This window comes from Cerasicoccus sp. TK19100 (genome assembly GCF_027257155.1).
Classification (GTDB): domain Bacteria; phylum Verrucomicrobiota; class Verrucomicrobiia; order Opitutales; family Cerasicoccaceae; genus Cerasicoccus; species Cerasicoccus fimbriatus.
Genome location: NZ_JAPWDU010000001.1, coordinates 409,000 through 434,070, shown reverse-complemented (window position 1 = coordinate 434,070; position 25,071 = coordinate 409,000). Strand labels below are relative to the sequence as shown.

The 25,071-nt window shown below is 54.7% G+C and carries 18 protein-coding genes and 1 tRNA gene; 14 read left to right on the top strand and 5 right to left on the bottom strand.

From position 1 onward, the window contains the following. Position 1 precedes the first annotated feature (1 nt). Complete coding sequence (locus O3S85_RS01730; protein WP_269537358.1) at positions 2-913, top strand: NotI family restriction endonuclease; 912 nt, start codon at positions 2-4, stop codon at positions 911-913. A 429-nt stretch (positions 914-1,342) separates the two neighbouring features. After that, positions 1,343-3,034, top strand: a complete 1,692-nt coding sequence (locus O3S85_RS01725) for an autotransporter-associated beta strand repeat-containing protein (RefSeq protein WP_269537357.1) — start codon at positions 1,343-1,345, stop codon at positions 3,032-3,034. A 55-nt stretch (positions 3,035-3,089) separates the two neighbouring features. Here O3S85_RS01725 and O3S85_RS01720 read toward each other — a convergent pair whose 3' ends face one another. From O3S85_RS01720 to O3S85_RS01710, 3 genes are all read right to left on the bottom strand, one after another. Then, on the bottom strand, positions 3,090-4,646 hold the full coding sequence (locus O3S85_RS01720) for a xylulokinase (protein WP_269537356.1): 1,557 nt from the start codon (positions 4,644-4,646) through the stop codon (positions 3,090-3,092). Positions 4,647-4,766: 120 nt separating this feature from the next. Then, a complete protein-coding gene (locus O3S85_RS01715; RefSeq protein ID WP_269537355.1) occupies positions 4,767-5,579 on the bottom strand; it encodes an alpha/beta hydrolase in 813 nt (270 codons plus the stop codon). 17 nt (positions 5,580-5,596) lie between these two features. Continuing rightward, on the bottom strand, positions 5,597-6,652 hold the full coding sequence (locus O3S85_RS01710; RefSeq protein ID WP_425499841.1) for a 3-deoxy-7-phosphoheptulonate synthase: 1,056 nt from the start codon (positions 6,650-6,652) through the stop codon (positions 5,597-5,599). Positions 6,653-6,788: 136 nt separating this feature from the next. Here O3S85_RS01710 and O3S85_RS01705 point away from each other — a divergent pair, with 136 nt between their 5' ends. The 5 genes from O3S85_RS01705 (at position 6,789) to galK (ending at position 10,836) form a co-directional block, all read left to right on the top strand. Next, positions 6,789-7,433, top strand: a complete 645-nt coding sequence (locus tag O3S85_RS01705; protein WP_269537353.1) for a hypothetical protein — start codon at positions 6,789-6,791, stop codon at positions 7,431-7,433. Positions 7,434-7,444: 11 nt separating this feature from the next. Continuing rightward, positions 7,445-8,326 carry a CAF17-like 4Fe-4S cluster assembly/insertion protein YgfZ gene (ygfZ, locus tag O3S85_RS01700; RefSeq protein ID WP_269537351.1) on the top strand — a complete coding sequence of 294 codons (882 nt, stop codon included), beginning with the start codon at positions 7,445-7,447 and terminating at the stop codon, positions 8,324-8,326. 361 nt (positions 8,327-8,687) lie between these two features. After that, positions 8,688-8,969, top strand: a complete 282-nt coding sequence (locus O3S85_RS01695; protein WP_269537350.1) for an HU family DNA-binding protein — start codon at positions 8,688-8,690, stop codon at positions 8,967-8,969. Positions 8,970-9,270: 301 nt separating this feature from the next. Then, positions 9,271-9,534, top strand: coding sequence for a hypothetical protein (locus O3S85_RS01690; RefSeq protein ID WP_269537349.1), 264 nt, complete (start codon positions 9,271-9,273; stop codon positions 9,532-9,534). A 144-nt stretch (positions 9,535-9,678) separates the two neighbouring features. Continuing rightward, positions 9,679-10,836 carry a galactokinase gene (galK, locus tag O3S85_RS01685; RefSeq protein WP_269537348.1) on the top strand — a complete coding sequence of 386 codons (1,158 nt, stop codon included), beginning with the start codon at positions 9,679-9,681 and terminating at the stop codon, positions 10,834-10,836. Between the two features lie 11 nt (positions 10,837-10,847). Here galK and O3S85_RS01680 read toward each other — a convergent pair whose 3' ends face one another. Then, a complete protein-coding gene (locus O3S85_RS01680) occupies positions 10,848-13,205 on the bottom strand; it encodes a PAS domain S-box protein (RefSeq protein ID WP_269537347.1) in 2,358 nt (785 codons plus the stop codon). A 300-nt stretch (positions 13,206-13,505) separates the two neighbouring features. Between O3S85_RS01680 and O3S85_RS01675 the strand changes: the two genes are divergently transcribed. From O3S85_RS01675 to O3S85_RS01645, 7 genes are all read left to right on the top strand, one after another. Continuing rightward, positions 13,506-13,583: transfer RNA gene (locus O3S85_RS01675), tRNA-Pro, on the top strand. Positions 13,584-13,749: 166 nt separating this feature from the next. Then, positions 13,750-14,016: a hypothetical protein gene (locus O3S85_RS01670; RefSeq protein WP_269537346.1), complete on the top strand. Its 267-nt coding sequence runs from the start codon at positions 13,750-13,752 to the stop codon at positions 14,014-14,016. Between the two features lie 334 nt (positions 14,017-14,350). Beyond that, the gene (locus tag O3S85_RS01665) at positions 14,351-16,345 is read left to right on the top strand and encodes a heparin lyase I family protein (protein ID WP_269537344.1); all 1,995 of its coding nucleotides are present in this window, start codon (positions 14,351-14,353) and stop codon (positions 16,343-16,345) included. A 9-nt stretch (positions 16,346-16,354) separates the two neighbouring features. Beyond that, positions 16,355-17,683 (top strand): trehalase family glycosidase, encoded by a 1,329-nt coding sequence (locus O3S85_RS01660; protein ID WP_269537343.1) that lies wholly within the window; start codon positions 16,355-16,357, stop codon positions 17,681-17,683. After that, a complete protein-coding gene (locus tag O3S85_RS01655) occupies positions 17,683-19,026 on the top strand; it encodes an acetylxylan esterase (protein ID WP_269537342.1) in 1,344 nt (447 codons plus the stop codon). Before O3S85_RS01660 ends, O3S85_RS01655 begins: the two co-directional genes overlap by 1 nt. A 43-nt stretch (positions 19,027-19,069) precedes the next feature. Then, positions 19,070-22,567, top strand: coding sequence for a hypothetical protein (locus O3S85_RS01650; protein WP_269537341.1), 3,498 nt, complete (start codon positions 19,070-19,072; stop codon positions 22,565-22,567). After that, on the top strand, positions 22,567-23,280 hold the full coding sequence (locus O3S85_RS01645; protein WP_269537340.1) for a hypothetical protein: 714 nt from the start codon (positions 22,567-22,569) through the stop codon (positions 23,278-23,280). The genes O3S85_RS01650 and O3S85_RS01645 overlap by 1 nt, the downstream gene beginning before the upstream one ends. Positions 23,281-23,290: 10 nt before the next feature. On the opposite strand, the gene O3S85_RS01640 is transcribed toward O3S85_RS01645, so the two are convergent. Then, positions 23,291-25,060: a sodium:solute symporter family protein gene (locus O3S85_RS01640; protein WP_269537339.1), complete on the bottom strand. Its 1,770-nt coding sequence runs from the start codon at positions 25,058-25,060 to the stop codon at positions 23,291-23,293. Positions 25,061-25,071 lie beyond the last annotated feature (11 nt).

The window sequence follows — 25,071 nt, the reverse complement described above, 5'->3', positions numbered from 1 at the left end:
GATGGCATCTACAATATATGAATTCTTTGGTTATCGATCAGATGACCAATCGGATCGCGCAGTCGACGCAGCCCAAAAGGAGCTTTGTCCAATCATAAACGAACGCTGCGAAAAGACTTTTAACGATGGAATCGTTTCTGGCGTTTGTAGCGTAAAGCCGATGACTACTGGCCCCGTCATCTGCTGCCCAATAAGGCTGTATGCTGACAACTACAAAATCCTAAGCGATGTCGCCCTGAAGGCTTTCGAGGAGCGCCTCGAATTAGTAACAGGCCCCCTTGCGATAGCGCATGCAAAATCAAAGAAATGCGCGTGTGTCGCCGTTTTCGGCAAACGCAAAGGAGGAGAATTGAGACTGCCCCAAAAATCTGGAAGCGGGAGCTATTTTGTTGATTGGATTCTGGCCAAGATCGATTCGAATGGGCAATTAGTTGAATTTATCGCCGTTGAGGTTCAGACGATTGATACGACCGGAAATTACCGCAATGGCTACCATGCTCTTACTGAAAATCGTCAAATCGTAAAAACTACTGCTGGCTTAAATTGGGAAAACGTCTCAAAGAGAATTTTGCCTCAACTGATTTATAAGGGCCAAGTTCTACAAAGGGAAGAACTGTGCAAGAAGGGTTTGTTCTTTGTTTGCCCAGAACCGGTCTATAGAAAAATCATGACTAGGCTGGGAGGTAAAGAAGGGCTTGTAAAATATAGTCTTCAACCTGCATCCATTTCGTTCCTAGCCTACGACTTTAAAAACTCAGCAAATACGACGGATGCCGAGCTAGTGAAGTTAGAACGAACTTCAGATCATTCAACGACCGTTTACAAAGTTCAGGAAGCTTTCAACAACGTCACCCTTCCCGAGGAAAACGTTTATAAAAAGGCCATCCTAAAAGCTCTAAACAGCGAGTCCTAACGAGATTAGATCGATCAACGGTCAAAAACGTTGCTTTTGTGTAACCCACATGTGTAACCCCATTGAAAAAAATGGGCCTTTTCGGGATGATTCAGGACAAAATCAAAAACTCGGAAATCACTGAATTTCAACAAGTTGATTAGGCCTGAAGACTCGGGCAAAAGTGGGAAAATTTGCTGTTTTCGCGTTAGAAAACCGCTGCTCTATCCATTGAGCTACTCCCCCAATTGCCGGTAAAACGCGCAAATATGCAGTTTGCCAGCGCCCACCGCAAGCAAATCTGCAGCCTTCATGGCCGCTCAAATGGATCGCACATGCGAATTTAATTCTCCTGCATGCAAGGGCTTGATTTAACTATTGACCAACCACGTCATAGAATTCATTCTACGATAAATCACCCTAAAAACCCCTACCCTTAACCCCAAATATATGGCAAAAAAGCTTGTACCCGCATCAGCGGCCTTGATGCTGCTTTCGTGCTCCAGCGCCTTGGCGACTGAGTACACATTCACCGGATTGTCCGGTAGCAACGATTGGTCATCCGGTACTGACTGGAGCCAAATCCCAGTCAGTGCATCAGACACGATTCTCACCTACTCCGGTAGTCTCGCCGATGGTGCCACCCTGACCAGCAACAATGACCTCTCCGATCCGTTTCTGCTCAACCGCTTAAATTTCAGCTACGACGGTCCCGCGACCGGCACCGCCCCCGAAATAACCTTTTCTGGTGGCGCTTTAAACTTCGTAGCGAATGGATCGACGAGTCCCGTTTTTTCAATTCGCCCAGGCGGCAGCGTGCAACCCAACCTGACTGTAAACAATAACATCATCCTGTCCGACGACATCAATATTTCCACGGATACCAACGTCACGTTCAACGGACAGATCAGCGGCGCGTTCAATATCGACTTCTCCGGATCAGCGGGCGATAATGCGATCATTACGCTGACCAACACCTCCAACAATTGGAGCGGCAACACTCGCATCTATACCAGTGGCACGGTTAGTGGCATCCGCGCATTGACCCTCGGTGCCAGCAACGTAATTCCCGACGGAGCCAGCGCCGGCAACATCCAGATCGAGGCCAACGGCGAAGGTTCCCACTCCTCAGTTTTCCGCCTCAACGGGTTCAATGAAACTGTCAATGGTGTGGAGGGCTACTACGAGCCCAACATGCGTAACAAGGACTTCAACCAAGTCATCGAAAACGGCGGGGACACGAACTCCACGCTCACAATTGGCGCAAATGACACAACGGCCAACTTCATGGGGCGCGTGCGAGATAAAGCAAATACCAGCAGCGCTACCGGCACGTTGAGCGTCACCAAGATCGGGTCCGGCAATCAGACTTTTGCTGGCGTTGCAACGCACACCGGGAGCACTACGATCAATGAAGGCACCTTAACGGTCGACTTCACCCAAATTGGCATCAGCCAAACCAGCGACGCAGCGAACTACTTCTCCACGACATCAGACCTCACAATGGGCGGCGGAACGACATTTGCCATTGTCGGTCGCGAAGACGGCGGAGCCGTGACTGACAACGTTGTCACCCAACAGTATGGCAACTACATCACCGTATCATCACAGGCTATTGCCGACGAGCTGACGGTTGGCCAAGAGCTGACCATCGACAAGGACGGCAGTATCACCACCTATTTCGTGACTGGTATCATCGGGCAGGACATTTACACCGAAACCCGCACCGGTGGCGGCACTGGCGTGCTCACGACATCGGCCACCAACGCAACGACGACCCAGGAAATCCAAAGCCTGACGATTGCCGGTGCCTTTGGCGAAACCTCCACCCTCGACTTCGGCTCCAGTGACAACGTGACCCTGCTCTTCGGCTCCGCCCCAACACAGCTAACCGATGGCTCCACAATCACCATCTCTAACTGGAATCTGGGCGGCGATCACCTGACCTTCAGTGGCGAACCCGGCGAATTTACCAGCATTTGGGACCAAAGCGAAATCATCTTCGACGGTTTTGGTGCTGGCTATAACATCATCGATGGCGAGGGCATATACGAGCTGACTGCGGTCCCCGAGCCGAGCACTTATGCGCTACTTGCCGCATCCGGCGTGCTGCTCTTCGTCATCCGTCGGCGCAAACGATAAGCGAGCCAACACTCGCTCAATTTTCTGCGTCAATGCTATCTAGCATTGGCGCTTTTTAATTCTGTCTCCTTAGCAGTTGGGCGAACTGCTCAAGCGCCTCATCGTAGCTACCGGCCAGCGTCTGAGGCTGGATTTCGCTGCCAGCTTCCGGTTGGCAGAACGCTGCTTCCAGTTCGGCAATCTCAATGCCCAGGCAGCCATTTGCCGCACGCATTGCCGCCCCCATTGCCACCGAACCGCTCACCGTGAGCCGTTCGATGCGGGTCTGGAAAATGTCAGCTGCCACTTGCGCAATGGCGTCGTTTTGCGAAGCACCGCCCGTGAGGTAGATCACATCGGGTGCCAAACGCATCCAGGCACTGCGGAGCTTCATATTCATAAATTGCCCTTCCACGCATGCGCGAACCGCGGCCCGCGGATCACGCCAGTCCATAAAGCCTTCTGCGCCGCTCAGGACCGGTGCCTCCAAATCCAAACGCGGACTGATCTCCGGGCGGAAAAACGGCAACATTACGTTACCATCATTGCCAGCGGGGGTGGACTTCAGCGCCGCTGTGAAATCACTCCAGTCCAGACCAAAACGATTTTTTACCTCCTCGCGCGCCAGTGAGCCATTGACAAAACATTGTAACGACATCGGGCCACCTAGCGGATTTCCAAAGACATGACCGCAGCCATCGGGATCGGTAACGATGCCTGGCATCGCGGCGAAAAAAGTGTCTGAAGTCCCCAGCGACACCACCACTTTGCCCGGCTGGCTCGCGCCCATGCCAACGAGGCTGCTGGGATTATCGCCGGTAAAAACCGTCACCGGAGTCCCGACGCGAAAGCCAAATTTTTCCACGAAAAACGTCGACACAACCCCGGCCTGCTTCGCGCCGGGCACGACGGATGGTAGCCGATTACGTAAGCCCGGTGCCGTGGCATCGAGCAAATCATCGTCCCATTGCCAGCTTTCGACATTTAGCAGATTCATGCCCGCGCCATCACCGGTATCCAGCGGCGCGTCCTCGCCACAGAGCACCGAGCAAACAAAAGAGCTAACCAAGTGAATGCTCGCCGTTGCCGCATAATCAGCAGGAGATGTTTTGAAGAACCGGCGAATCTGCGGCCCGGTAAATCGCTCGATCGTCACCGAACCAGACTTCGCGCACACCTCGGCATTGCCCCCGACGGATTCAGCAATTTCATGGCATTCCTCCCCAGTGGCAGTGTCCATCCAAATGGGCGAGGTCGACCGAGCAAGACAGGGTGCTATTTGGTCGCTTAGTTTGCCGTTTGCGTCGAGCTCGCCAATACACGCTGGCCATTTATCATTTAGATATACCGAACCATGCTGCTGCCCTGCTCCGGAAATCGCCGCAATTTGAGAGAGGTCACACCGAGCGCGCAAATCGTCAAGTAGTAGCTCCAAGGCATCCAGCCACATCAGCGGGTCCGTATGAACTTCACCGTTAGCACCATTCGGCAGAAACCCGCTAGGCGACTGATACTGGGGCAATCGCTGCCCGAAGTTAACCGACGCATCGGCGACAACAGCACCGCTATCGGTATCAATTACCAAAGCCGAGAAGCTTTGCGTGGAGGCGTCGAGTCCGAGTATGTGGGGCATGGTCTGATGTCTTGGGTTAGCTGATCAGGCGATAGCTTAAACCAACTGCGCACAAATTGAAATAGCGGCGACGAGCAATAACTTTGCAGAATCACTCAACGGCCCGCAGACGCCACACCCCTAAAACAGCCCGTGCACAAAGGCAACCGAGCGATCTGCCACCTTGACCATTTGCCCAGTGTTATCACCGACCATACCGTGGCCAATATTATCCAGCACGAGAAGATCGGCTTCGTTGCCCGCTTTTTTCCAAGCAGAGCAGCCCAGTTCTCCCTGGCGCAGATGCACGGTTTGGTCTTGGCGTCCGTAGATGAAAACCGCTGGCGGCAGGCCTGGCGTAACATGCGTCACCACGCTGGCATCATGGTAGAGCGTCACATTGTCCGGGTAATTTGCGCCCAGTAAATTGAAATCGCCGCCCTGCTTCTCACCGTTGTCAAACCAGCGGGCAATGAAGTCCAACGGCCCCCAATATTCGAGCAATCCACGGCAGCCCGGCAGCATGCCCTTAACCAAGGCCAGAGCCGACAAGGTGCCGCCCGCCGATGAGCCGCCGGCGACCATTTTCTCCGCATCCGCACCCCACTCTGCCGCGTGAGCTTGCGCCCACTCCCAGGCAAAGGCGACGTCTTCCACTGGCTTCGGATAGCTCGGGTTTCCCTCCCCACCGAGGCGATAAATCGGCACTACGGTGGTCATGCCAAGCTCACGGGCCAGAATACGGCCCATGTTCGTCATTGGCCGAAGGTTGCGCATGCTAAAACCGCCGCCATGAATCAAAACTGCAATGCCACCACCGGTCGGTTTTTCCGGTTGGACGATGGTCGCCGTCTGCGTCCATCCGTCCACTTCGCGCAGCTTAACGTCGGCCTCATGCGTTACGCCCGGACATTCGTCATCAGGGCCCAACCGAATGATGTCGGCAGTGGTCATGGCAAAATGCGTTTTATTTACTGAAAGCGCGGGGCCAGCTTTTCGTAGGCGGCGCGCAAAGCCTTCTCGGTATCATCCCAGCCCAGGCATGGGTCGGTAATCGAGACGCCGTATTCCAAATCTTCGAGCGGTTGCGGGAATTTCTGGCTGCCATGCTTCAGATTGCTCTCCACCATTGCGCCAATCATTGAGTGGTTGCCATCGAGAATTTGCTGCACGGCTTCTTCGAGAATTTCCGGGCTTTTGGCCGGGTCTTTGCCGCTATTGTCGTGCGCACAGTCAACCATGACCGCCGGGATCAGACCCTTGGACTTTAACTGTTCCGTGTAAGCCTTGACTTGGTCCGCCGAATAGTTGGGGCCCGCCTTACCGCCACGCAGGACGAGGTGGCAATTGGGGTTACCGCGGGTGGTGACTGCGGAGGCGCGGCCATTGGCCCCGATTCCGAGGAATGTCTGCTGCTGGCTGGCGGCCTTGATCGCATTAATCGCCGCTTCGATGCTGCCGTCAGTGCTGTTTTTAAAGCCGAGCGGCATGGAGAGGCCTGAGGCCATCTGGCGGTGGGTCTGGCTCTCCGTGGTGCGCGCTCCAATCGCCGTCCAGCAAATGAGGTCGGCAATGTATTGCGGCGTAATCGGGTCCAGCAGCTCCGTGGCGGTCGGCAGGCCGATGTCGATCACCTCACGCAGGAAGTTGCGCGCGACTTGCAAGCCCTCAGGGATGTCGCACTGGCCATCAAGCTGCGGGTCCATGATCAGGCCCTTCCAACCAACCGTGGTGCGCGGCTTTTCAAAATAGACACGCATGACAATGTATACGCGATCCTTCAGCTCCTCCGCGAGCTTGACCAGGCGGCGCGCATACTCGCGGCCTGCCTCCAGGTCATGGATCGAGCACGGGCCCACCACCACGAGCAGGCGAGGATCGTCGCCAAAAATGATGCGGTGAATGGTCTGCCGTGCCTCAGTGACGAATTCCGCCTGCGCGTCGGTCTTGGGAATGGACGCGAGCAGCTCTTCCGGAGTCGGCAACTCGCGGAATGATTCGATATTGATGTCGGTCGTGTTAATCACGGGCTGAACTTGCATGTTGACTGGGGCCAGAATTAGGCTTGGAAAAAACGGACATCAACGCCCATGCCAGCGCCAGACTCAAGCCAAAAACCTTGGCCAGGCCGTCTGCCCCTGAGGCCTCCCACTGCTCCAACCGATGAAATCGCTTTCCATACTGCTCTTACTGATTGCCTCAGCCGCCAATCTACTCGCGGAGGCTCAGCTGAAACTGTTGCTGGATAGCGATGTTTTCATTAAGGGTGAGCAGATTATGGCGAAACTCGTCATCACCGACGTGGAAATTTCCCCGGATCCCGGGGAACTAAGCCCTATGGCAAAGTTTTCCAACCAGAGCCCAAACTTTTCACAGAGAATCATGCTCTTAGCCGAGACTACCGGGCAGCAAACCGCGGGCCCCTACACGGTTGATTTCGGCAATTCGCAGCTCACCTCGAACCGCGTTACCTACACCGTGATTCCAGCGCCGGAGACAAGCGTTCTTATTCTAAATAGAAACAGTGAGCTCCCGGTGGGTGAAATCGGCCTGATTCACATTCTTGCAAATAGCCCCCAACCAAAACTAAGCCTCAAGAAATCCCCGACTTTCAAGGTGGTCAGCACGCAGCAAAATATGGAAAGTAAGACCATAGAAGGTAAGAAAACCATGATTTGGCGGACGTCCTACTTCATCGAAGCCCAAGAAACCGCACAATTTGACAACATCACCGAGCTGTTCAAGGTATTGCCAGAGGACGCCCAAATCATAGGCAAGCCGTCCCTGATATTTGTTCAGCCTGATTAATCCCGAATTACATGCCGACTCTCCAGTGCCACACTTCGCAACCCACCGTCCTTGCCGTAACCGATGAGGACGCAGCCAGCTATCTCCAAAGTCAATTCTCCAACGACCTGCGCCGTAGCGAAAGCAACCCGGTAACGTACGGGCTATTCCTCGATCGCAAGGGCAAGGTGCAGCACGATGCGTTCATCCTTCAGCGGGGCCCGGAAGATTTTCTTCTGATCAGCTACCACAGTGATGCAGAAACTTTGCAACACAAAGTAGAGGAAAATATCATCGCTGACGAAGTGGTGATTGAAGACGTTTCCGCGCAGTTTCGGCTCATCACGCTATGGGGTGACGATGACGCACTGGCAAAAATTTCGCCGGCAAAAAATTGCTTTAGCCAAGTGGATGGCGCGCTTATTTTCCACAGTCGCATGGGTGGCGTGGGCAGCCTGGATTGCTTGATTCCATCGGATATCGACTGGTGCCCCACTGGATTTTCGGCAACAGAATCCACCGCAGACGCATTACGCGCATCCCGCATCGATGCAGGCTTTCCGGCGATCCCTCAGGACATCGGCAGCAGTGATTTACCACACGAAGGCGGCGACCTTTCGAAGATCGCCGTTAGCTACACCAAGGGTTGCTATCTCGGCCAGGAAGTCATGGCGCGCCTTCACTCCATGGGGCAAGCTCAGCGTGCGATCTACCGCGTAAGCTTTGCATCGCAAAGTGAAACGGGTCTGCTGCCAGTCTTTTCGGGAGAGCGTCAGGTGGGAAGTATTACCTCGCATGTAGATGGCGTTGGGCTAGCCTTACTGAAGCGACGCTACGTGAACAACGACGCCCAACTTTGCATCGCAAAGCAAGATGGTGCGCCGGTGAAAATTATTTCTGAAATCACGGCTTGAAATGGATGACGACGCAGGTCAGAACGAAGAAAGCTTAACGCAGCTATGCCAGCGCCTGGGGGCACCGGAAGCGCAGGCAAGGCAGATGGCCCGCCAGCTATTGAAACGGTCCGAACAGATCGCCCGAGAACGTGGCATAAAGCGGGTTGAGGCGATGGAACACTTGTTAACCCTTTTGATAAGCGGGAGTCAAGGGATTAATCCTCTAGATCGCCCACCAGAAAAAGGCTAGAGCCGTTTCAAAAAATAAAAAAAATGCACTTTCTTGTGCTAATTTCGTTGACGAGCATGCTCGGAAAGAGTCATAAGGGCTGCGGTTAAACACCATTATACTAACGCAAAAATCCTAATCTAAATAGATATGAATAAAGCAGAACTGGTCATCGAAGTACAAAAGAATCTCGGCAAGGATGCCACCAAGGCAGCAGCCGAACGCTCCGTAGAAGCAGTGCTCGATGCGATCAAGAAGGGCCTTAAGAAGGACAAGACGGGCGTTCAGCTCATCGGTTTCGGCACCTTCACTGTCGCCAAGCGCGCCGCTCGCATGGGTGTCAACCCCAAGACTAAGGAAAAGATCAAGATCAAGGCCTCCAAGACGGTCAAGTTCAAGCCCGGCACCGGCCTCAAGGCTCTGATTGCCTAACCCCTACGAGATTATCTCACTTAAAAACCCGCGCTTCATGGCGCGGGTTTTTTTTGGGGCACCTACAGCAATCAAGTCTTTGCATATCAGGCACTTAGCAAAGCGACCAGGCCGAAATTTGGTAATTAGCCTGCGCTCCAGGCTGGCTACGCATATTTCGAAAAAATCTGCATTCCAGCATCAACAATTTCAGATATTTGAGGTTATATATATCTTAGCTTTCCAGCCTTCACACGTGGGTCGCAGTGCATGACGCCTGCTACGGGTTGCGGTGTTGGCTGGCAAGGCGAACATAAACGACATGAAGTTAACTCAAACCCTCGGTCTGCTGACCCTTAGTTTTGCCATTTTTGGCGCAACAATCGCCCACGCAGAAGGCGACAAGGCTGATAAAGCTCAGAAATCTGCCGAGAAAAAGGCAACCGCCCTCATCGAGAAATACGACACCAACGGCGACGGATCACTCTCCGCGGACGAACTCGCCAAAGCCCTCACCGACAAAGCAATTATCATCAAGGGCGAGAAGAAGCCCAAAAAAGACGCTCCCCCGGAAGGCGAGCAATAATACTCACGCCAGGAATTAGCCTCAAGGCCAACCTGCTGGTTGGCCTTTGGCGTTCCCAAGTAACCTCTGTAGCGCTGCAAAGCCCTTAGCAAAAGTTGATTTTTTGATTTGATCACTTCGGCAGCGAGCCATTCCTTGGGTTGCGTGATCAATCAGCAGTTTACCCAAAAATTTGACCGCGAACCAGCGGTCTCCGCTCAAGCCCCGGGCCGCCTGGAATTTATCGGGAACCACACCGACTACAATGGCGGGCCCGTGCTCGGCGTCTCCGTGGATCGGCGCATTTCCGTAGCCCTGGCACCGCGTGCCGATCGGCAAGTACACCTCTGGAGCGCCACAATGGACCGCGAAACGATCACGAATCTCGATTCGATCACCCCGCTTACCGGTGAAGACTCCTGGGCCAACTACGCTCTCGGCGTCTTGAAAGAGCTTATTGATGCCGGCATGAAAACACCTCACGGTTTCGATATGGCGGTGGATAGCGACTTGCCGCCGGGTGCCGGCCTCAGCAGCAGCGCCGCATTCGAGCTGTCCTGCGGCTATGGCATGAGCGCGCTGTTCGATTTTGAACTGGAGCGCGCCGATATGGCCCGCGTAGGCCGTCGTGCCGAAAACAACTTTGTTGGCATGCCATGCGGTATACTTGACCAAGGCGTGTCCGCCTTTGGCGACGTCGATTGCCTGGTGAAGATCGATTGCGAGCGCGAGGAATTCAACCGCCTCCCCCTCCCCCAAGACGTACACTTCTGGGTTTTTAACACCGCGAAAAAGCACTCCCTTGTAGACTCGCTGTATGGCGAGCGTCACCGCGAATGCATGGAGTCGGTCAAACGGCTGCAGGCCGCGCTACCCAACATTACCTGCCTGGCACAGGTGAATTCCGAGCAACTTGAGGCAAACCACGCTCTACTTGGCGATGTGCTGCTCCGCCGCGCACGCCACATCGTAGGTGAGTGCGAACGTGTCCGCGCCGTTGAGCTCGCGCTAAAATCCGGCGATATGCGCGCGGTCGGTAAAATGCTGTTTGAATCGCACGACAGCTCGCGCATCAACTTTGAAAACAGCATCGCCGAGCTCGACCTGCTGGTTGACGAGCTGCGCCGAACGGACAATGTCTGGGGAGCACGCCTGACGGGTGGTGGTTTTGGGGGTGCCGTAATGGCCGTGACGAATTCCGCCTTCGACCAAAAGCAGGCCGAGAAAAATGTCCAAGCCTATCAGGATAAATTCGGCCAGCAGGCTACCTTTTTCCACACCCAAACCGGGCCCGGCGCACACAGAACTGAAGTCACCGCTTAAGTCAGCTCGTCTTAGTGCTTGGACTTCGCCACGTCGCGGCCAATAGCGATCTTGCGCAGCGCCATACGAATGTTGCGCGCGATGATCGGCTTGTTCACGACCTCAACCTGCAATGAGACGGACGGCGAAGAGTCTTTGTTCTGCGGACCTTTCTCGATGAGAGCGATCAGGTGCGCAGTCTCGTTCTGCGCTCCAGCTTGACCCGTCTTTATGATCTCCAGCATTTCGGCGCTCGAAAAATCACTCAAGTCATCATCGATCAAGATGATGTCATAGGCAGCGTCCTGCATGTGGCTGATCGCTTCAATGCCGTCCTGCTGAATACCGATTTCATAGCCGAGACTGGCCATAATCTTCTCCACTACTTCCACCGTCGCATTGGTGTTACTCACGAGCAGTATCTGCAGAGGGAAAATTTCCGCAAACCGATGATCCTCGATCTCCTCATATGGAACATCGCTATTGCGGCGATGGCCTTCGCGCTGACACTCCGTCGTCGGCAGGGTGAAGAAAAACGTAGAGCCTTCATCGACATTGCTTTCTGCCCAAATCTTCCCCGACCAAAGCTCCACGATACGGCGGCAAATCGCCAGCCCTAATCCCGTGCCGCCGAAGCGTCGTGTAGAGCTGGAGTCCAACTGCGTGAATGACTGGAAGAGCTTTCCCTGATCGGCCTGTGCAATGCCGATTCCGGTGTCCTTCACCGCGAAAAGCAGCTCCCAAGACCACGGATCTGCCCCCGGTAAGGGCTTGGCGCTGATTGTGATCACCACTCCCCCACGTTGTGTGAATTTCAACGCATTCGCAGTCAAGTTGAGTAAGACCTGCCGCAACTCCGAATGGTCGGCCATGACCTGATGCGGCGTCTCCGGCATGAACTCGACAGCAAACGTCAAGCCCTTCTCCTTAGCTTCAGCCTGTGTAACCTCCTCAATCTCATGGAACAGCGCGATCAAATCCGTCTCCTGCTGCATGAGGTTGACCTCGCCCGCCTCCAGGCGACTGTAGTTCAGGACATTATTAATCAACTCCAGCAGGTTAAACGCATTGGCCTTAATGATGTTTACCAATTCGCCCTGCTCATCGTCCTCCAGTGACTCCATGAGCAAGTCAGCGAAGCCGATGATAGAGTTCATTGGCGTCCGCACCTCATGGCTCATCACCGCGAGGAATTCATCTTTACTTCGGTTCGCGGCAAAGGCGGATTCTCGTGACGCCTTTAGCTCCTCCTCGATCTGAATTTGCTCAGTAACGTCAGAGACAATCGAAGCAAACCCAACGACGTTGCCTTTATCATCGATGAGCGCGGAGTTGGTCCAGTCGCAGATGATCACCCGACCATCGCGTGTTATGTTGTTATTGCGACTCTGCACTCCACCTTTACGTTCGCGCATCTGATTAAAAATGCCACGCGCGTTTTCGGTGAAGGACTTTTCAATCAACATTGAAAATGACTGGCCAATTGCCTCTCGCTGACTGTAACCGAAAATCTGTTCCGAAGACTGATTCCATGCCAGGATGTCCCCATTGATATCCCACTCAATGAAGCCCAGCGGCATGCTTTCAATGAAAAATGTCATCCGTTGAAAAGCTTCCCGCCGCTCGCCTTCCACGCGACGACGCAAACTGATGTCCCGACAACAGCAAATGATGCCAACGATGTCGCCGTGGTTATTTTTTTCCAGGCTCAGGGAGACTTGAATCGGCAGGTACTCGCCATTACGTCGTCGGATATCTGTCTCAAATTGATGGCGGTCATGAATCAGCAGCGGTTCCAACAAGGTGTGCATGTTGAAATCCGACGAGCGGCCCTTCTGGAAAACAGCACTGAGCGGCTGCCCCAGACATTCATCACTTTCAAAGCCAAACATCGTCTCCGCGCGATTGTTCCAAGCCTTGATATTACCGCTCAGATCCGTGCCAATAATAGCCATCGACACCTGATCCATCATCCGGACTTGCTGCTCGAAGTCCGCCTCCATCTTTTTCAACTGTCGACGTGCTCGCGCCAACTCAGCTAAAGCCGAAAGCGTGACTGTGCCCACATCCATCGCCGTTACAGGCAATAATGCATCGTAAAAAGTGAATGAAGCATTTTGCTCAGTTCCTTCGCCTAAACCGAGAATCGCTGCACTTTTTCGCAGAGAGGCAAATATTTCACGGGCCCCATCTACGTTAAAAAGCGCAACCGGCGCGACCACGACCCAATCGCTATCCCTTTGGCTGCGAACGGCTTTCGCAACACTAGCCAGTTCTGCAGGGCAATTGACGCAAGTATAGCCAGCAACTCGTGTTGGGGAAAAATGCTCAGCGCACTCGCCGACCAACAACAGCCGCACCGAGGCGTCGATTGATGAGATCTCGGCCATAAATAGGATTAAGACTCTATTGTAAAAAATTTGTTTGTCCAACTCCAAAGCACCAACCAATTCGAGTAAATATTGGCCAAATCGACAAACTCCCGAGAATTGGCACAAGCGATGCTTAAACTTAATCGAAGGCGGCTTCCGCTAATGCGAAGTCACCAATTGTTAAGGGGTCGACGTTTCGGGGTTTCCGTCGACCCCTTCTTATTTTTAGGGCTTAAAGCGAAAGCCAACGAATTTCCCGCCAAGAATAGGTTGACAAGGGGCGTCAGGTGTCATGTTTTCGTCCTTTCCGTTTTTTGGCGGGCTGTAGCGCAGTCTGGTTAGCGCACTACACTGGGGGTGTAGGGGTCGGAGGTTCGAATCCTCTCAGCCCGACCATAAAGGATCAGTTGCGGACTTTCGTCGAGGGTTATTACCCTGTTTGCAGGCCAGCATCGAGCAATGCTAGATTACATGATTGGCAACGTGGTGGGCGCAAACTTACGCCGCACAGGATGAACAAGCTGATTGTAAGCCTTTATACAAAACTCTAGAAATTCCTGCCTTGAAGACGCAAGCACGAATGATTCTAGCAACGTTGGCTGGTTGGATGAACCGAAAACAACAGGATGTTATTGAGTATCTGCATGAGGAGAATCGAGCGCTCAAACAGCAGTTCGACACCACTGGTAAGAAACTCGCACTGAACGACTGCGAGCGTCGCAGCCTCGTCGAAAAAGCCAAAAACTCGGCAAAAACCAGCTCGAAAAATACGCCAATTTGGTCACGCCGAAAACCTGATCGCATGGCATCGCTGCCTGATCGCGCTTAAATACGCGGCAAAGCGCACGGTTAACACCAAAGGGCAAAACCGCATGCAAGCCATCCGTCAGTTGTGCATCAAATTCGTTCAGAAAAACGACGACTGAGGCTATCGCCGGGGAGAGGCCGTAGGCCAAACGTAGCCCATACGTTAGTACAGTATTTGGATTTCTTTTGGGGCGAACTGGATTGGTCTTTGTAGCCCAGAGAGCGATGCGGACTGATTTACGTAAGCTCGACCACTGATCCAATGGGTATCTGAACAATGCTCAACAGTTTGAGCAGGCCGAATATTGCCGCTAAAGAGGGTTTGTAATTAGGTGGTGGAAGTATCCCCGATCCCCATGAAATACATCCCCGCAATCCTTAGGCTTAGCTTATCGTTCGCCCTCAGTTTTATTTATGCCAATGCGCAAATTATTGATGAAGACTTTGAGGACGTCAGTCTGTCTCCTTTTAATGTAGAGGTTATCTCTGGCAATATTTCAGAGATCATCACACCAATCGGCTTCTCCCCGCGCTCTGGCAACAAAGTGCACCGCCTGGTCTGGAACTCCGAGTTCTATAACGGCAATCGCTCGAGTAAAGGCGTCGAGGGCTCCTCCGGCTTCCACTTGGAGCGCATCACGGGCGAAGGCTGGTTTGGCTTTAGCCTGTATGCGCCAGAGAGCTTTCCCACTCCGGGCAAAGCCGTTGTCTTAGGCCAGATTCATGCGTGGCACTCAAGCCTGCCCGCGACAAACATCACGATCACCGTCGGTGTTGAGGCAACGGGCGCGCTCATACTGGAGGGTGCCTATGGCAACGGAAATGGCGGCAAAACCGTTACCGTTTATTCCACGATCGCTCCCAGCCTGACCAAGGGCGAGTGGCACGATTTCATCCTCTACTGCAAACTTTCCCGCAATGAAACGGGTATTCTGCTCGCATGGTATGACGGCGCTCCTGAATCCGCGCCCACGGTCGAATACACCGGCATCAATCTCGGCAACGGTGCCTGGAACACTGACGAGGGAATGACCCACGGCGCGTATGTAAAATGGGGTCAGTATTGCTGGGACCACACTCACTATGACACTAACGAAACGCGCGAAATTTTCTACGACGACATTGCCTACATCGTCGGCAATCCCGCCAATGCCTTCAATCTGGTCAAGCCGAGCGACTACGGAACCGGCTACCATCAGCCCACCCTTGGCGATGTAATTTTCAACGAGACCTACGACACGATGACCACTGGCTCCTGGCCTACTGGTTGGAGTGTGGACAACGATTCCACGACCAATGTCTTCGTCCGCGAGACGCCCAGTACCGCTGATAAATCTATGCAGTTTTGGGACGGTAATCCGTTGGGAAAAATTGAGGCATGGCGCAGCATTCCCCAGCTCACGGCACCGTTCAACACCCACTTCAGTTTCAAACAAACTGGCGGCGGATCATTGCTTGGCGAGGGGCATCACATGGTGCTGCTCTCGGGTAACGATGCGGCGATTGAGTTGCTCACGCTCAGTGGCAATCTCGTCTATCGCGATGCCAATGGTGATCACGTGCTGCAAGCCGTTCCCACGGGAGCATGGTATGACGTCGATCTCGTCGTGGATCCGGCAAAAGGCCACGCGGATGTATATGTCGACGGTGTGCGTCGCCTTAGCGGCGCTACGTTTCAAACATCGGCAAACTACTTCGACGGCATCTTGTTTGGCACAAGCGATGAGTCCTACACCTACCACCTTTACGTGAATGACATCGCTATTTCCAACCTGACACCGGCGCTTCATGAGACCTTTGACGAATTGGCGACCAACAGCCGCCCGGAAAGCTGGACTTACAAACTGGACAGCAGCACCAATGTTGCCGTGCGTGAGATCACCAGCGCCACTGATAAATGCATTCAACTCTGGGATGGAAACACCAGCGGCTACCCAAGTCTTTGGAAAAGCTTTGTGCCGCAAAGTAATCCCGTGACCGTATCGTGGGAGTTCCGTGAAAACGGCCTTGTCGACGGACACGCCATGAAAGTGCTAGCCGGAGACAGCGCCGCGATCGAGCTCGTCACGGATGGCGCTGGTAACCTGCTTTATCGGCAATCAGGCGGCAGCGATATAGTGCTCGGTGCCATCCCGGCCAATACCTGGCATCAGGTCGAAGCGATTATCAATCCCGGCTCCGACCTGGCCGACATCTATCTTAACGGAACACTATGCCTGCAAGGTGCCGCCTTACGCAATCCGGTCAGTTTCATTGACCGTGTTTATTTTAGCTCCAGCGATACGCCGGCGAGCTATCACCTATATATCGACGATGTCATAGTCGATTCAGCGGAGATTCTTAACCCGTAAAGGTTTGGCATGAGCTCAATTTTCATCAGTGAAGCACGCATTAACCAAGTCCGCGATTTCATCGCCGGACATTGGGAGGACACCGTGCGCCATTGCCCCGAGGACGACGGCACGCTGATCGGGCTGCCACATCCGTATACGATTCCCTGCCGTAAAGGGGCCTTCCAAGAGCTCTATTACTGGGACACCTATTTCACGACATTGGGTCTGCTCGAAACCGGTTTTGACGATTTAGCGCTAAGCAACACCCGTAATCTGCTGGCGCAGGTGGATCGCTTTGGCTTCGTCCCCAATGGTAATCGCACCTACTACCTGACACGCTCCCAGCCACCCTATCTGGCACCGCTCGTGGATGTCGTAGCCCGACGGCTGAACCACCCGACGCTCACCGTTGAAGCTTATCCGCTGATTCAGCGTGAATATGCATTCTGGACGACGCAGCGGCTCTCCCCCACCGGTCTTTCGCGCTATGGGCAACACGCCAGCCGGGACGAGTTGCTCACCTTTTTTGAAACCATCAAATACCGCCTGGGCTTGGCTCATCGCCAGCCGGAGGACTGCCTAACCGAAACCGGGCTGGCCCTCGCGGAATGCGAATCGGGCTGGGACTTTAATTCCCGCTTTGATCATCGCTGCCCGGAGTTTTGCCCGATCGACCTCAACGCCAACCTGTGGCTTTATGAAAAGCTTCTGGCGCAATGGGCTCCCGAGGAAGAGGTCGGGCAATGGCACCAAAAAGCAGCTGACCGGCAGATATTGATTGAAAAGTTTTGCTGGAACGAAGACCTCCAATGCTTCACCGACTACGACTTCGCGCAAGGCACGCCCGGCGCACAGCCAACCGCTGCCGCCTTCCAGCCACTCTGGGCCGGGTTGGCAACTGAGGCGCAGGCAGATGCCGTCGTGAGAAATGTATTGCCGCAGTTGGAGCATGCATTTGGCGTCGCAAGCGGCGTTCCGCAAAAACAGCCTCAGCAGTGGGACTATCCCAATGCGTGGGCCTGCGTTCAGCATCTGGTTTACCGCGCGCTGGCCCGCTATGGCTATCACGACGATGCCCGTCGCATTGCCGCTAAATACATAACCAGTGTCGTTCAAACCTTCGAGGAAACCGGCGACTTGTGGGAGAAATACAACGTAATCGACGGCACGCACCGCACCGTTGAAGAAGCTGGCTACCTGATCAACCCCGAGAATCTCGCAACGGAACGACCGGCCAATGGATCAGCAGAACCACCGGCCATGATGGGTTGGACTGCAGGCGTTTTCGTGGACGCCGTCGCCTACCTGCAATCCTCCGAAAACATGGCGGAAAGCAACTTTTCGATAACACTGTAATGCAATTCAAAACAACCATCCTCGCCGCCCTACTCGTCACCCTTTCGTGGGGCTCGGTTCAAGCAGCGAAGTCGCAATACACTTTAAGCGTTAACCATGCTGACGGCATTTACGCCGAGGGCGAGACCGCAGTCTTTCAGGTCCGGCGCGACGAAGCAGCCATTGGTGATAGCGCGGAATACCGCATTTGGCAAAACCGTTGGGACACCATCACCACGCAGCCGCTAGATTCCCAATTGGACGATCAAGCCATTAGCTTCGCACCGCCGGAGTTAGGGTGGTTCCGTTGCTCAGTGCGCCTGCCCGACGTGAAGCGCCCGGCTGCGGAAGCTGGCGTTGTCTTTGGCACGGATAAGTTTCAACCCGCGCATCCGGCACCAGAAGATTTCGATGCGTTCTGGGCCGCACAAAAGGAGCGTCTTGCCGCTTCGCCGGCGAGTCCGGTCATTGAGCCACTGACTCCGGAGCAATTTGAGCTGGAAGCCAAAAACCCGGACCACCGCAATAAGATCAATCGCATCGCCGAACGCTTTACCTACGCCAATGTCGAAATTCCCTGCCTCGATGTGGAACCCGTGCGCGGCTACTACAGCGCGCCAAAAGACGCCGCGCCCGGCAGTTCCCCGGCAATTATCCTATTTCACGCTGCCGGCGTCAATGGCGGTTGGTGTCGCTCCAGCCTCGTGCAAACCTTGTCCTATGCCGAAAAATACAACGCCATCGTGATCGACATCAACGCCCACGGCATGCTCAACGGACAACCGCAATCATACTACGACGAGCTCGCCAAAGGTGAGCTGAAGGACTACCGCTATCTGGGCAATCAAAGCCGTGACGATTTTTATTTCCTCGGCATGTTCCTACGCCTGATGCGTGCGATCGACTTCCTCTGCGCTCAGCCGGAGTGGGATGGCCAGCACCTGATCGCCTATGGCATCAGCCAGGGCGGTGGCCAGGTAATCGCTGCCGCCGGACTCGACGAGCGAGTGTCCGCCGCAGTTGCCATCGTGCCCGGCCTGTGTGACATCTCAGGCGATGCCTCCGGCTGGCCCGGCTTGGGCAAAGTCGAAGCCGGTACGCCCGAGGGCGACGCCATCGTCAACACGATGCGCTACTTTGACGCCGTCTACTTCAGCGCTCGCGTCAAGGCCGATATGCTCTTGTCGGTAGGCCTGATCGACACGACTTGCCCGCCGCCCGGAATTTTTGCCGCCTATAACCAACTGCCTTCACCGAAGCGCATCATCAGCGTGCCCAACCAGGGGCATCATCAAATGTCCGTTCCGACTGCCCAGCTACGTCGGGAATACGAGGGCTTCATCATGGAGCACTTGAAGAAGTGACATTAGCGCCGATAAAGTCTATAACCAATAAGACCTTCACTCTATGCAAAACCCAAACCAACTCCGAAAGCGGGCCGCTGCCCGCACCGCTCGCCACAGCGGTTTCGCGTTGGTGATTGCGATCCTCCTCATGGCCATGATGGTCCTGTTGTTAATTTCTTTAACAACACTGACCCGGGTCGAGACCGAGCTTTCCACCCAGAAAAAGCAGTCATCCATTGCCCGACAAAACGCCCTGTTCGCGCTCAACGTCGCCATCGGCCAATTGCAGAAATATGCGGGCCCCGACCAGCGCACCACCGCCAGCGCCAACATCGACGCGACCCTGGCGAACACCACCACCGCCAACGGCAACTGGATCGGCGTTTATGGCAACGCTGCCCCCATCGACTATGCCGAGAAGCCATCAACGGTTGCCGAAACCATTACCAGCTATGCCAACGCCAAGGGCTCGCAGGCAGTGCTCCTAAACTGGCTGGTCAGCGGCAATGAGAACGTCAACTTCACCCCGGAAAACGACGTCGCCGCCGACGGGCATATCCTCAATGCTCCCAATGCATTTTCCTTCTTACCAACGAGCGCAGTCGACCTGACTCAGGTCAACGCCAAGCCCGATCCGAATGACACGCAGGTGCTCCTCATGGGTGCGGGCACGGCCTCATCCACTGAAGATTTCGTTGCTGCCCCGCTGGTTGATATTGAGGACGGCGATGCTGCCACTACCACCGGGCGCTACGCATGGTGGATTGGCGATGAAGGGGCCAAAGCCAACGCGACACTCGATATGGCCGATGCCAACAATTACGACAAGGCATTCGTTGCCGCACAGCGCTCGGCTATCGAACTCATTGACAAGGCTGGTGCCGACCGGTTTGACCCGGATACGCTCATTGCCGATAATTTCAACCCAAACTCCAGTGCGTTGCCGCTGCTGAACTCCCTCAACGAGCTCTCCTTTCTGGCGACCAATGATTCCGATGCCATGATCAACGCCATGCGGGCCAATCCGCATGCGATCACTATTCATTCGGAATCTCTCCTCGTAGACAGCTATGCTGGCGGATTAAAAAAAGACCTCTCAGCATTACTCACCACCGAGGTCACCACGCCCGCCGACACCGATTACATCTTTACGCCGGATACTGACGACGCCAACGACACCTTTGCCGTCCCCACCTGGGGAGCTCTGCGTTCTTTTGTGCAAACCACGGTGCCCAACACCGGCGGACTGGAGCCGCGCGTGCCCACAACCACTGATGTCGGTGTGGCGCCTGTGTTAACCTATTTTTCTCTCGGCATGCGCTATTATGCACCAAGCGCCCGGGTCCCCGGCTCCCCCATTCGCCTCGCCCTGATGCCGCTGGTAGTGTTGTGGAATCCCTACACCACGCCAATCAACGCGCACACCTATGAAATAGGCATTAACCGCCGCTATCGCGCCTGGTATCAGCTTCAGGTTTACAACGATGGCACGGGGGAATGGGAGCATAAGGAAGCCGTTAACTTCGGCTCCGGTGCCTCGCTGAGCCAATACCCGACCGAATCCTACGTGCGCTTCCAAATCGATTGCCCCGAAATACCGCCGGGTGCTAGCTTGATCTTTACGCTGCAAAATGACCAAAGCGGCGTGGCCTACGATGCCGACCGCAATGGCCCGGCGAACAACATCCTCACCAACGGCCTATACGCAGCGGGCCATGTCTATCTGGACTTCGGTTCAAACACCGCGAGGTTCGAAGCTGACGAGGTCGACGCGCAATTCCGCGTAAGCGGCTCGCGCATGGTCGACCCCGTCACGGACTCCTTCGGCATGTCCGGCGGGGAAGTCGCGGTTTACTTCGGTGAAGCCATGCAGCAAGCCCCACGTGGCTACGACACCTCGGACAACAACGATAAGCAGTGGCACCAGACCATTACCCGACTCTCACCTGCCCAAGACAGTAATAACAACCTCCACAACAACCGCAATGAGTTCCTGCAAAGCCCCGCACCGCTCGATGACTACCTAGTGCAGCCCAGCTCGGTGATGTATGTGGAAAGAAACTTTGCGGCGGCACCTCCTTCGTCCCCCATCTTTCCGGACGTGCGCTGGATCGCACAGGGCAACCCCCGCTCACTCTACATCACAGAGTCCGAGGGTGACTCCAGCGTGAACCCGTCGAACTTCAGCGCAGGCGGAGGTATGGAAAGCCCATGGATGACTTTTAACGCCGAAACGTCCGGCAAACGCGCTTCCGCCGGAACTAGCTTGGATTCGGTCACGGACATCGTCGATGCTACGTTGTTTGAATTTCGCTCCGAAAATATGCCGCTGATGTCACTGGGGCAGTTGCAGCACGCTAACTTATCTTACATCAACACTTATCCGGCCTACCCCATTGGCAATAGTCTGGCGGACTACCATTTCCTCGATAACCGCGGTGAAGTGCGAGTCGTTTACGATGGTGCCAGCGGGCTAGTCACGCCGAGTGATAAAATCACCTCCTACTACGACATATCCTGGCTGCTCAATCGAGCGCTGTGGGATCGCTACTTCGTCTCGACCATTCCCTACGAAGGCACCGGCATATCCACTGACACCAATGTAAGCCCCATTCCGTCCGAGTTGCCCAATCCGCGTATCGCGGAAAATGGTCGCTTGAACGATGAGGATTTACGCGATGCCGAACTCGCCGCCTCCGGGCTCAGCCTCAAGGGCGGCTTTAATATCAACAGTACTTCGGAGCAAGCATGGCGCGCCATTCTGGGCGGGCTCAACCAACTGCCATATGATCCGGTTGCCGATGAATCATCCGCCGTGGAACTCGGCTCCGCCCTCCCCCGCTTCAGCCGCCCGACAGAGGCACCCGATGTCGATAACTCGCAGGCTTGGGCCTGGCAAGGCTATCGCCAATTAACGGATGAGCAAATCGCCGAACTAGCGAAAAATATCGTCACCGAAATCCGCAACCGCGGCCCGTTTGTATCGTTGGCTGACTTCATCAATCGTCGCCTGACGGACAATCCCGATACGGTTATCGACGAACGCTTCAAAGGCGCGCTGCAGGCTGCCATCGACGCCACCATGTCCGGCACGCCCGCAATAAACAGAGGTGAGGATCTTGCCTACGGGAATTCCGGCACCAACCCGTTCCACCACCCATCCGCAGATCTGCCCAACTACCGGGGCAACAAATTCGACTTGGAGCTAATGCAGGGCTACGAAGGCACCCCCGATGGCGAAGTTCCTTATGGATCGACGTCTGCCTTCGCGCCACAATTCCTCACGCAGGCCGATGTGTTGTCCGCCATTGGCTCTGCCTTAACCGCGCGCTCGGACACGTTCGTCATCCGTACTTATGGTGAGGCAATCAATCCACTTACCCAAGAGACGGAAAGCCGCGCTTGGTGTGAAGCCGTCGTCCAACGGCAAATTGATTACATCGACGCCGACGCGAATTCACCCGAAGACAACTTGAACAACTTGAATCAGCAAAACCGGTTGTTCGGTCGTAAATTTAATATCATCTCGTTTCGATGGCTCACTCCAGAAGAAATCTAATGCGCCCCAACCTTGGTTTAAAATCATGCCTCTGCGGCCTGCTTTGCACACTGGCAGGCGTCAGCGCTCAGGCGCAAGATACCACAAACAGCTCGGCCAGCTTTCGCACCCTGGCCCTGGGGAAAACCCTGTCTAACGTATTTTACGATTACGACGGCGAAGCTAAAAGCCTCATGGCGGGCAGCACAGGATTCTCCGCGCCGTATAAGGCCGACATCGGCCAGCGCGTCGATATCTACCGTGAGGTTCCCGGCGAAAAGCCCGGTGATCCACCACAGAAGCTCGACATCGCCGACTTCACGTTGGATGACACCGGACCGTATTTAATCTTGTTTCATGTCAACCCGCTGAAGACCGACGAAGTGCACATCAAAGTCGTCGACGACTCTTGGGAAATTCACCCAACGGGCTTCATGCGCGTGTTTAATTATTCGCCGCGCCTGGCGATGATCAAAGTAGGCGATGAAGTGGCCGAGCTCGAAACCGCGGAGTCTCACCAGTTCCCTTACTCCAACAAATTGCAAGTGTGGCTACAGGCCGCCGTGCTCGACAAAGAAAAGTGGAGCCTACGCGTCAGTGCTCCGCAAGTGCTGATTCCCAATTCGCGCTCAACGATTGTCCTCGTTGATCAAGAGCCATCAGAAGACCGTCCGGTGACCGAGGAATTGCTCGTGCGTAACTTTATCGAACGCGCGCCGAAGCCGACGAATTAGCACAGCGCACTTACTGGCCAGCATCGCGTTCAGCAATGAGTGCCTGCACCTGCTTACGGGCCCGCAGGCCGCCCCAGTACAGCAGCCCGCCGGAGGCCAGGATGAATCCGGAAACGAACAAGATGCACACGCGGTCCATCCAATCGTTCGGCACGAATAAAATCAACAGCACCGCTGCCCCCACACCAAACACCGCCTTGGCCAACACAAAATACTGATCGTAGTCGATGTTGGTCGAGCCGACTTCTTTCTCATAATCGATCGGCGTGTGCATTGTCTCGAAGAACTCATCTACATCGGCACGCGCTTGCTCCGAGGTCGATCGGTAGAACAGCCGGCAAATAATCGTCGCGGCCAATCCGAAGATTAAAATCCACATCGTGCGCTCTTGAATGGTCCATTCTTCTCCCGTTGAATGCTGCAACCCAAACGACCATATCGAGGGCAGCATGCAGCCGCCAAAAATCGGGAAATAAGACCACTTCGGCAGCTTCTTGATCCATAGACCCATCAACATCGGAAAGCCCATCGGCACACCGATCACTGAGCCGAGGATCAAATAGGCGTCAAAGAGTGCAAACTTCGTCTGGCTGGCAATCAGCAGACCGTAGGTGATGATGATAGCACCCAGCACAATCGTTGACAGGTGGCAGATGCGAATCTCGGTCTTCGGCGCCAGTTCATTTTTGTAGCCCAACGCACCACGTAAACGCGGCACAATGTTACGTGCGATGTTGCCCACCTGCGCATTGAGGCCGGAATCCATACTACTCATCGTAGCCGCAAACATCGCAGCAATCAGCATACCCAGCATACCGTTAGGCAGGAGCTTCGTCGCGATAAAAGCATAGGAGCTCTCCGACGGTTTATCCAGACCACTACCCATCAGCTCTGTCTCAAACATGAAGCGTGCGACCATAGGCGGGATAAACCACACCGCACTGCCAACGGCCATTGTTGCAAATGCCCACCAGGATGCGCGGGAGGCTTCGCGGCCGTCGCGCGCTGCGATGTAACGCCCCGCCGCGCTCATGCTGATCTGCGAATAGATCTGCATGAAGAACACGACCACGGCCCATTGGTAGGTAAAGCGATCTCCCTGAAATTGACCGGCGTCATTGATAAAGCGGTAATCCTCCGCGACTCGCGGATCACTGAAAAAGTCAATGAACCCACTAAATCCGCCCACAGCCCGCAGCGCCAAAAAGCAGACCAGCAGCGTTATCGAATACATGACCAGCGCCTGCACAAAATCCGTCGCCATGACGGCCCACTTACCCCCGGTCGTCGAGTAGAACGTCACGATGACGCCAATCACAATCAGCATAGTCACCAAATCGATCTTCAGTACGGTGCTCGCAAACAATGAGAGCGCGTAGAGCTGGATCGCCGCGCCGAAGGGCCCAAGGAACACACCAGAGATTGCGGAAAACTGTTCCACCGCGGTGCCGAACCGCGTGCGCACAACATCCGCCGTGGTGTAGGCCCGCGTTTGCCGAAACCATTTACCCAAGAACAATCCACCAATGGCAAAGCCCAAGCAATTGGCCGCGTAAATGATGAGCAGGCTCGGCCCGCCTTCGTAGGCTGCAGCCGCATTACCCGTGAAGGTAAACGCGCTGATGCCGCTCATCAGCATGCTTGTGCCGACCATCCACCAGGTTCCCTGAGCGCCGCCGCGAACGAAGTCGCTCAGGTTTTTATTAAAGCGGGCAAACAGCCCCCCGAGCAGTAACAGGACGCCGAGGTAAACCGCGAGGGTAATGTATTCAACTTTCATAACGGGGAATC

Bases quoted from the DNA above. Each gene is read 5' to 3' on its own strand.
- O3S85_RS01720 (WP_269537356.1), bottom strand. From the start codon at position 4,646: ATGCCCCACATACTCGGACTCGACGCCTCCACGCAAAGCTTCTCGGCT.
- O3S85_RS01680 (WP_269537347.1), bottom strand. From the start codon at position 13,205: ATGGCCGAGATCTCATCAATCGACGCCTCGGTGCGGCTGTTGTTGGTC.
- O3S85_RS01640 (WP_269537339.1), bottom strand. From the start codon at position 25,060: ATGAAAGTTGAATACATTACCCTCGCGGTTTACCTCGGCGTCCTGTTA.
- O3S85_RS01715 (WP_269537355.1), bottom strand. From the start codon at position 5,579: ATGACCACTGCCGACATCATTCGGTTGGGCCCTGATGACGAATGTCCG.
- O3S85_RS01705 (WP_269537353.1), top strand. From the start codon at position 6,789: ATGAAATCGCTTTCCATACTGCTCTTACTGATTGCCTCAGCCGCCAAT.
- O3S85_RS01665 (WP_269537344.1), top strand. From the start codon at position 14,351: ATGAAATACATCCCCGCAATCCTTAGGCTTAGCTTATCGTTCGCCCTC.
- ygfZ (WP_269537351.1), top strand. From the start codon at position 7,445: ATGCCGACTCTCCAGTGCCACACTTCGCAACCCACCGTCCTTGCCGTA.
- O3S85_RS01645 (WP_269537340.1), top strand. From the start codon at position 22,567: ATGCGCCCCAACCTTGGTTTAAAATCATGCCTCTGCGGCCTGCTTTGC.
- O3S85_RS01730 (WP_269537358.1), top strand. From the start codon at position 2: ATGGCATCTACAATATATGAATTCTTTGGTTATCGATCAGATGACCAA.
- O3S85_RS01695 (WP_269537350.1), top strand. From the start codon at position 8,688: ATGAATAAAGCAGAACTGGTCATCGAAGTACAAAAGAATCTCGGCAAG.
- O3S85_RS01725 (WP_269537357.1), top strand. From the start codon at position 1,343: ATGGCAAAAAAGCTTGTACCCGCATCAGCGGCCTTGATGCTGCTTTCG.
- O3S85_RS01650 (WP_269537341.1), top strand. From the start codon at position 19,070: ATGCAAAACCCAAACCAACTCCGAAAGCGGGCCGCTGCCCGCACCGCT.
- O3S85_RS01655 (WP_269537342.1), top strand. From the start codon at position 17,683: ATGCAATTCAAAACAACCATCCTCGCCGCCCTACTCGTCACCCTTTCG.
- O3S85_RS01690 (WP_269537349.1), top strand. From the start codon at position 9,271: ATGAAGTTAACTCAAACCCTCGGTCTGCTGACCCTTAGTTTTGCCATT.
- O3S85_RS01660 (WP_269537343.1), top strand. From the start codon at position 16,355: ATGAGCTCAATTTTCATCAGTGAAGCACGCATTAACCAAGTCCGCGAT.